Consider the following 7168-nt stretch of genomic DNA (forward strand, 5'->3'; position numbering starts at 1 on the left):
AACATCAACCACAACGGCGCGTGCCTCCAGATGAACACCGGCGAGCAGGCGTTCTCCCGGCCCAGCCTCGGCTCGTGGCTGCTCTACGGGCTCGGCACCGAAAACCAAAACCTCCCCGGCTTCGTCGTCATCAGCCCCGCGCAACCGGCCCAGGGCGCGCCGCTGTGGAGCAGCAGCTTCCTGCCGGCGTCGTATCAGGGCACGCTGGTCAGCGACTTGAAGAATCCCATCGCCAATCTCGGCAATGCGCGCTTCTCCGCCGCGCAACAACGCACCCAGCTCGATCTCCTCGCGGAATTGAACGGCTTGCATCGCGCCCCCCGCGAGGAAGACAGCCGGCTCAGCGCCCGCATCGAATCCTTCGAGCTCGCCTTCCGCATGCAGCGCGAGGCGCCGGAAGCCTTCGACGTCGAACGTGAGTCACCCGAGACGAAGAAACTCTACGGCCTCGGCGAGCCGGTCACCGACACCTTTGGCAAGCAATGTCTCATGGCGCGGCGCCTCGTGGAGCGCGGCGTGCGCATGGTGCAGGTTTATCACACCGCCACGTCGAAACGTTCGAGCTGCCAGCTCTGGGACCAGCACGGCAACTTGCGCGAGGAGTTGGCGAATAATTGCGCCGCGACCGATCAACCCGTCGCCGCGCTCTTGCAGGATCTCAAGGCGCGCGGACTGCTGGAAGACACGCTGGTCATCTGGGGCGGGGAATTCGGCCGCACGCCCACGGCCGAGGGCACGAATGGCCGCGAGCATCATCCGTTTGGCTTTACCATGTGGCTGGCGGGTGGCGGCGTGAAAGGTGGCCTCGTCCACGGCGCGACCGATGAATTCGGGTGGCACGCCATCCAGGACAAAGTGCACGTCCACGACCTGCACGCCACCATCCTGCACCTCATGGGGTTTGATCATGAGAAGCTGACCTATCGTTACGCGGGGCGGGATTTCCGGCTCACCGACGTCAGTGGGCGGGTGGTGAGTGAGATTCTCGCATAAGAAATCGCGCCTCCTCATATGGCGCTTCCCAAGCCCCGTCGTCCTGAGCTTGCGAGCCGAGGCTCGGGATGACGGCGCGTCTTTTCGGCGCTTTCGCTACCATCGACGCGGCTTGCCACCATCGTTGTTTGCTGGAGCGAACGCCCCGACTGTGCTTACCTTTCACCCCGCGAGTTAATTGACACGCCTCCCCATGAACCGCGCGATCTTCCACCTCTGCGCTTTCGCCACGCTGGCCAGCCTGGCCGCCGCGGAGGATTCAGCGTCATTGCCCTGGTCGTTCGCGGCGGTGAAGAAGCCAGCGGTGCCGGCGGTGAAAAACACGGCGTGGCTCAAGGATGGAGTGGATGTCTTCATCCTCGCGCGTCTGGAAGCCGCGGGCCTCACCCCCAATCCCGACGCTGATCGCGCGACCTTGTTGCGCCGGGCGACGTTTGACCTCACTGGCCTGCCGCCCGCTCCGGAAGAGCTGTCCGCGTTTCTCCGCGATCCCGCGCCCGACGACACCGCCTATGCGAAAGTGCTGGATCGTTTGCTGGCGTCGCCGCGTTTCGGGGAACGCTGGGGCCGGCATTGGCTCGACGTGGTCCATTATGCGGATTCCGTGGGGCGCACCTGGAATGCGCCGTTTATTTATGCGTGGCGCTATCGCGACTGGGTGATCGATTCGTTCAACGAGGACAAACCGTTTACACAATTTGCATCCGAACAGATCGCGGGCGACCTAATGCCTGCGAAGACCGTGGCGGAAAAGCGCTCGCATCTCACCGGCACAGGCTTTCTCACGCTCGGGGCGCTGCCGTTGCCCGAAAGCGGCAGCGAGCAATTCGCGCTCGACCGGGTGGACGACCAGATCGATGTGACGACGCGCTCTTTCCTCGGGCTCACGATGAGTTGCGCGCGCTGCCACAATCACAAGACCGATCCGATCAAGCAGCGCGACTATTACGCGCTCGCCGGCATCTTCTATAGCACGGAGACGCTCTCCGGCGGACAACGCGGCAGCTACGTCGACCCTGGGTTGCTGCACCGGCTGCCCGTGGACAACACCGCGACAACGGTCGCGCAACGGGGTGCGACGAAGCCCGTCGCCGTCGCGCCGGATCCGATGATGATGGCCAATCCCAAAAGCCGCATCTCCGGCGGCGCGATGGACGCGAAGGGCTTTTACCAGACCGATCCTAATCTCGCGATGGGCGTGATTGAGGGCTCCTTGCGCGATTGCGCCATTCGCATCAAGGGCGAGGTCAATCAGCTTGGCGAAACGCCGAAACGCGGGGAGTTGCAACTGTCCGGATTGCCAAAGCTTGCCGCCATCAGCGAAAAAGCGAGCGGCCGGCTGGAGCTAGCGCAATGGATCGCCTCGCCGACCAATCCGCTGACGGCGCGCGTCGCCGTGAATCGCGTGTGGCTGCATCTCTTCGGACGAGGGCTCGTCCCGACGGTGGATGACTTCGGCCTGACGGGCGAGAAGCCCACACATCCGGAATTGCTCGATCACCTCGCGGCGCGTTTCGTCGAGGGCGGCTGGTCGATGAAGAAGCTGATCCGCGCGATCATGCTCAGCCGCACGTATCGCGAGAGCAGTGCCGCCGATCCGGCGCGGCTGAAGATCGACGGCGCCAATGCGCTTTTCTGGCGCATGAATCCCCGGCGGCTCGAACTGGAAGCCATCCGCGATGCCATGCTCCAGGCCAGCGGTCAGCTCAATTTCGAGCGGCCCGCGGGCATTCAAGTCGCAGGCAATGGCGGCAAGGGAAAGGTCGCCCCGACGCGCGCGTTGCTCGATGAGAATGCCACTTGTCGCACCGTCTATCTGCCGGTGCTGCGTGACCTGCAGCCGGAGATCGCCAAGATCTTCGACTTTCCCGAACCGACGCAGATCAAGGGCCAGCGTGAAGTGACCACTGTGCCGGCGCAGGCGCTCTTTTTCCTGAACAGCCGCTTCGCCATCGACACGGCGCGCGGGGCCGCCCAGCGCCTCCTCGATGATATGTCGCTGCGCACCGACGACGCCCGCCTGAGCCACGCTTACCTCACCTTGCTCGGCCGGGAACCCGCGCCCGACGAACTCAAGGACGCGCGCGCTTTTCTCGCGGCATTCAATGATGCCCCGCCCGGCCGCTGGTCGGCGCTGCTCCAGTCGCTGATGGCGGGCACCGAATTTCGCTACGTGTGGTAAACCTCAACCTGCTCACGCCATGAACAATTGTTCCCATCGCCAGATTGTTTCGTCCCGCCGCGATTTTCTCCGGGCGACCAGCGCCGGCTTTGGCTGGCTGGCCTTCGCCGCGTTGCAGGCGGCGGAGAACAAGGGCTATGTGAGCCCCCTTGCTCCGAAGCCTGCGCATCATCGCGCCCGGGCGAAGCGTGTCATTTTCATGTTTATGAATGGCGGGCCGAGCCACTTGGAGACGTTCGACTGGAAGCCGGAGCTCAAGCGCGTCGGAGCAGGCGGGAATCATCAATTGTTGGGGCCGGTGCTCGATTTCAAGCCGCGAGGGAAGAGCGGAATCTTCATCTCCGACGCTTTCCCGAATCTCGCCACCTGTGCCGATGATCTTTGCGTCCTCAACGGGATGAAGACGAATAATCCCGGGCATCACCAGGCCGTGGTCGCGCTTCACACGGGGAGTGAGAATTTCGTCCGTCCCTCGATGGGCGCGTGGATCGTTTATGGGCTCGGCTGCGAGAGCCAGGATCTGCCGGGGTTTATCACCATCGATCCGGTGCGCGATGTCGGCGGCGCGATGAACTACGGTTCGTCCTTTCTGCCCGCAACCTATCAAGGCACGCGTCTCGGCGGGGGGCAACGCGCGTTGGCGAATCTCAATGCGCCGCTCGCCGACGCGACGCAGCGCCAGCAAATCGAATTCATCCAAAAGCTGAATCGCCGGACGCTCGCCGAGCGCGATCCTTCCAATCCCGAACTCGAAGGCGCGATCGAGTCGCTCGAGCTGGCTTACAAAATGCAGACGTCGGTGCCGGGCGTGCTGGATATCGAAAACGAGCCCGCCGCGGTGCGCGATCTCTATGGATTGAATGATCGCACGACGGAGAACTTCGGCCGCCAATGCCTGATGGCGCGGCGCCTGGCGGAGAAAGGCGTGCGCTTTATCCAGCTCACCTCGACGGGATGGGATCATCACAACCGGCTGCGGGAAGGCGTGACCGATCGTGCGGCTTCCATTGACAAACCGATTGCAGGCCTGATCACCGATCTCAAGCAGCGCGGCATGTTGCAGGATACGCTGATCGTGTGGGGCGGGGAATTTGGCCGCGGGGCCTACGACGACAAGGGCGACAGCAATGGCCGAGGGCACAACGCCAGGGGATATTCCATGTGGATGGCCGGTGGCGGGGTGAAGGGCGGCCTGCGCCATGGGGCGACGGATGAACTCGGCGAGCGTGCGGTCGATGGTGTGATCGACACGCACGATCTGCACGCTACGATCCTGCACTTGCTTGGACTCGATCACGAATTGCTTACCTACCGCTACGCCGGCCGCGACTTCCGCCTCACGAATGTTTCCGGCAAAGTCGCGCGAGAAATCATGACGTGAAACGGCGGGGCTTTACCCTCATCGAATTGTTGGTGGTGATCGCGATCATTGCGCTGCTCGCCGGGATTTCGTTCCCAGTCTTCGCGCGGGTGCAGGAATCCGGTAAACGCGCGCAATGCGTGAGCAACCTTCGCCAATTGCACGCCGGCGTCGCGGCCTACGCGGCAGACCACGACGGCCAGTTGTGCATCGGTTATCGCGGCGGCATCATGCAATTCAACACCATGCTGCACGCCGCGCCGGACGATTTCCCGATGCTCGGCCAGCTTTGGTCGGGCAATTACATTCGCACCCCGCAAGTCTTCTATTGTCCCTCGGAGACGGCCGCCGCGCAGGCTTTCAATACGAGCGTGAATCCGTGGCCGCCCTTGCCCGGCGCGAAAACGCAAGGCGGCTACGCGTCCAACCCGCTCGTGGACTGGAGCAACACGACGCTCAACCTGCCGCACCTAAACGATCTCACCGGGTTGCCGCTGCTGGCGGATGGATGCGGCCTGCCGGACCGCCTGGATTCGCGCCATCGTACCGGCGTGAATGTCTGCTATGCCAATGGCTCTGTGCGCTGGGTGCCGCGCACCGTGATCAAGACGCCCTTGCAGCAATGCTCCGGCACCAGCGCCGGCAACAATGCGGCGCAGACTGCGATCTGGCAGTTGCTCGCCATGCACTGAGTTGATTTCAAATCGGCATGAAGCCGAGACCGAAGGCGCGCTCGATCAACCAGCCCAGTCCAAACAAGGCGACGGCGAGACTGATGGCGGCTTTCACCTGCGGGGCGTACGATTGTTTTGAGACCAGCAGCACCAAGGGCAGCGCCAGGAGCACGATGGCGAACTGGCCGATCTCGACACCTACATTGAAGGAGAGCAGACAACGGATGGTGGCTTTGCGCGGCAGGTCGAGCCCGGCCAGCACATTGGCGAAACCAAAGCCGTGGATGAGACCGAAGAAAAATGTGAGTACCCAGCGGCGGGTAATGTTCGCCCGCCACAGGTTTTCCACAGCGACGTAGATGATCGTGAGAGCGATGCCGCATTCGATGAAGCGCTGCGGTAACGTAATGACCTTCAGCGCCGCCAGGATGAGCGTGATGCTATGTGCGACGGTGAAGGACGTGATGATCTTCACCAACTCGCCGAGGCGGCTGACCACGATGAGCGCGAGCAGGAAGCAGATGTGATCGTAGCCGAGAAAGATGTGCTCGATGCCGAGTCGCAGGAAGCGGCCCACCGCGGCGGGAATCGTTTCGCGTGGAGGCGTGGCGGTATAGCTGACGTCGAAGAGGTAGTCGGGCTCGGCGTCGGTGAAGGTGACTTCCTGCGTCTGGCCGCCGTGCGCGAAGACACCGAGCACGGTGTGTCGTGCGCCGAACTGTGGGAAGAACGTGTAGGTTAGCGCCACTTCGTGCGGTGGGGTGGAGACGTGCCGTCGAAAGGGAAACGCAATGAGGCTGGCCGCCGCGTGCCAGTCGGGCGCGGCGAGGGAATCACCGGCGCCGTCGGGCCAGACCGCGTCTAGGGCGTCGCCGAGATCGGCGGGCTGGCCGTCGATCTCGAGCAGGACATGCGCGCGCAGGAAACGCTGGATCGCCGGTGTGCCGCCGCGGAGTTCCTCGCGCGTGAGCCGCTGGTCTTGATTCGCGTCGAGATCAACGATCTTCAGCAGGGTGAAGACGTCGAAGGTCAGCCGCAGTTCGACGGTGTCATCGGCAACCCGGCAGCGCGCATAGCTCGTGTCGGGATTGTGCGCCCGCGCCGCTGCGCTGAGCAGCGCGAGCAAAACCCAGACGGCCCAAAAGCGACGGCTCACTTCTTCGGCTCAAACGCGATCCACATCGGGCTGGCCCAGACGAGCTCGCCATCGGCCTGTTCGCCGCGCACGTAGTAGTAGCTCGTCTGGCCGGCGGTCGGTTGCGGATCGGTCCACTCGACATCGCACTTCGGCTGGTTCGGAGTGGCGGTGAAGACTTCCACATCGTCCTTCACGAAGACGACCTTTGAAAAGGCTCCCGTGCCTTCGAGGTGAATCCGGAACTTGGGCGCTTCGCTCACTTTGAATTCATCGCCCATCATATGCGGGCCGCAGCGGAAATCGGCGACGATGTTGGACGTGGCCGCATAGACGTGGCGGGCCTGCATGGCATTGAAGATCGCTTCGCGCGAGGAGTTCTCGGCGTAGGCGAGCGCGTAGCTGATGTGCGTGCTGCCGTGGTCGCTGCTCGATTCAAACGCGAGCCGGTAGCCTTTCTTGAGCGCGAGATTGACGAAGCCGAGCGGTTCCCAACCGCCGATCGCGTCGGCGGCCGTGGGGCTGCGCGGGGCGCCGGGGCGCTCGTAGTTTTGCCGCGCGCCCTGGTAGATCTCCACGAAGGGTTCCACCTGCGGGTCGTTGTTGCGCCAGTCGGTGCCCATGTCCGTGGCGCTGGTGTGCGAGGCGCAGATGCCGTGGAAGAGGTGCAGATATTTGTAGAGCAGCAACGTGTCCGGCGCGGGCTTCGGATCGCTCTTTTCGGAGATAGGCAGGCGCGGCAGAGTGCGGATGCCGCGGCGGGTGAAGATGACGTTGCGATGGCCCTCCGGGTAGCGCACCGAGCGCTCGTAGGTGTAGAGCGA

The 7168-nt window shown here is 63.5% G+C and carries 5 protein-coding genes and 1 pseudogene; 4 read left to right on the forward strand and 2 right to left on the reverse strand.

What is annotated here, in order from left to right:
- The 4 genes from ABJF10_RS27870 to ABJF10_RS27885 form a co-directional block, all read left to right on the forward strand.
- A partial coding sequence (locus tag ABJF10_RS27870; RefSeq protein ID WP_348547893.1) for a DUF1501 domain-containing protein occupies positions 1-993 on the forward strand: 993 nt, incomplete at its 5' end.
- A gap of 193 nt (positions 994-1186) precedes the next feature.
- Positions 1187-3175 carry a DUF1549 and DUF1553 domain-containing protein gene (locus tag ABJF10_RS27875; protein ID WP_348547894.1) on the forward strand — a complete coding sequence of 663 codons (1989 nt, stop codon included), beginning with the start codon at positions 1187-1189 and terminating at the stop codon, positions 3173-3175.
- A 19-nt stretch (positions 3176-3194) separates the two neighbouring features.
- Positions 3195-4556, forward strand: coding sequence for a DUF1501 domain-containing protein (locus tag ABJF10_RS27880; protein ID WP_348547895.1), 1362 nt, complete (start codon positions 3195-3197; stop codon positions 4554-4556).
- A complete protein-coding gene (locus tag ABJF10_RS27885; RefSeq protein ID WP_348547896.1) occupies positions 4553-5227 on the forward strand; it encodes a type II secretion system protein in 675 nt (224 codons plus the stop codon). The genes ABJF10_RS27880 and ABJF10_RS27885 overlap by 4 nt, the downstream gene beginning before the upstream one ends.
- Before the next feature lie 7 nt (positions 5228-5234).
- On the opposite strand, the gene ABJF10_RS27890 is transcribed toward ABJF10_RS27885, so the two are convergent.
- Positions 5235-6365 (reverse strand): HupE/UreJ family protein, encoded by a 1131-nt coding sequence (locus ABJF10_RS27890; protein ID WP_348547897.1) that lies wholly within the window; start codon positions 6363-6365, stop codon positions 5235-5237.
- Positions 6362-7168, reverse strand: a pseudogene (locus tag ABJF10_RS27895) (hypothetical protein); the annotation flags it as partial. The pseudogene ABJF10_RS27895 and the gene ABJF10_RS27890, both read right to left, overlap by 4 nt.

This window comes from Chthoniobacter sp. (genome assembly GCF_040003245.1).
GTDB lineage: Bacteria > Verrucomicrobiota > Verrucomicrobiia > Chthoniobacterales > Chthoniobacteraceae > Chthoniobacter.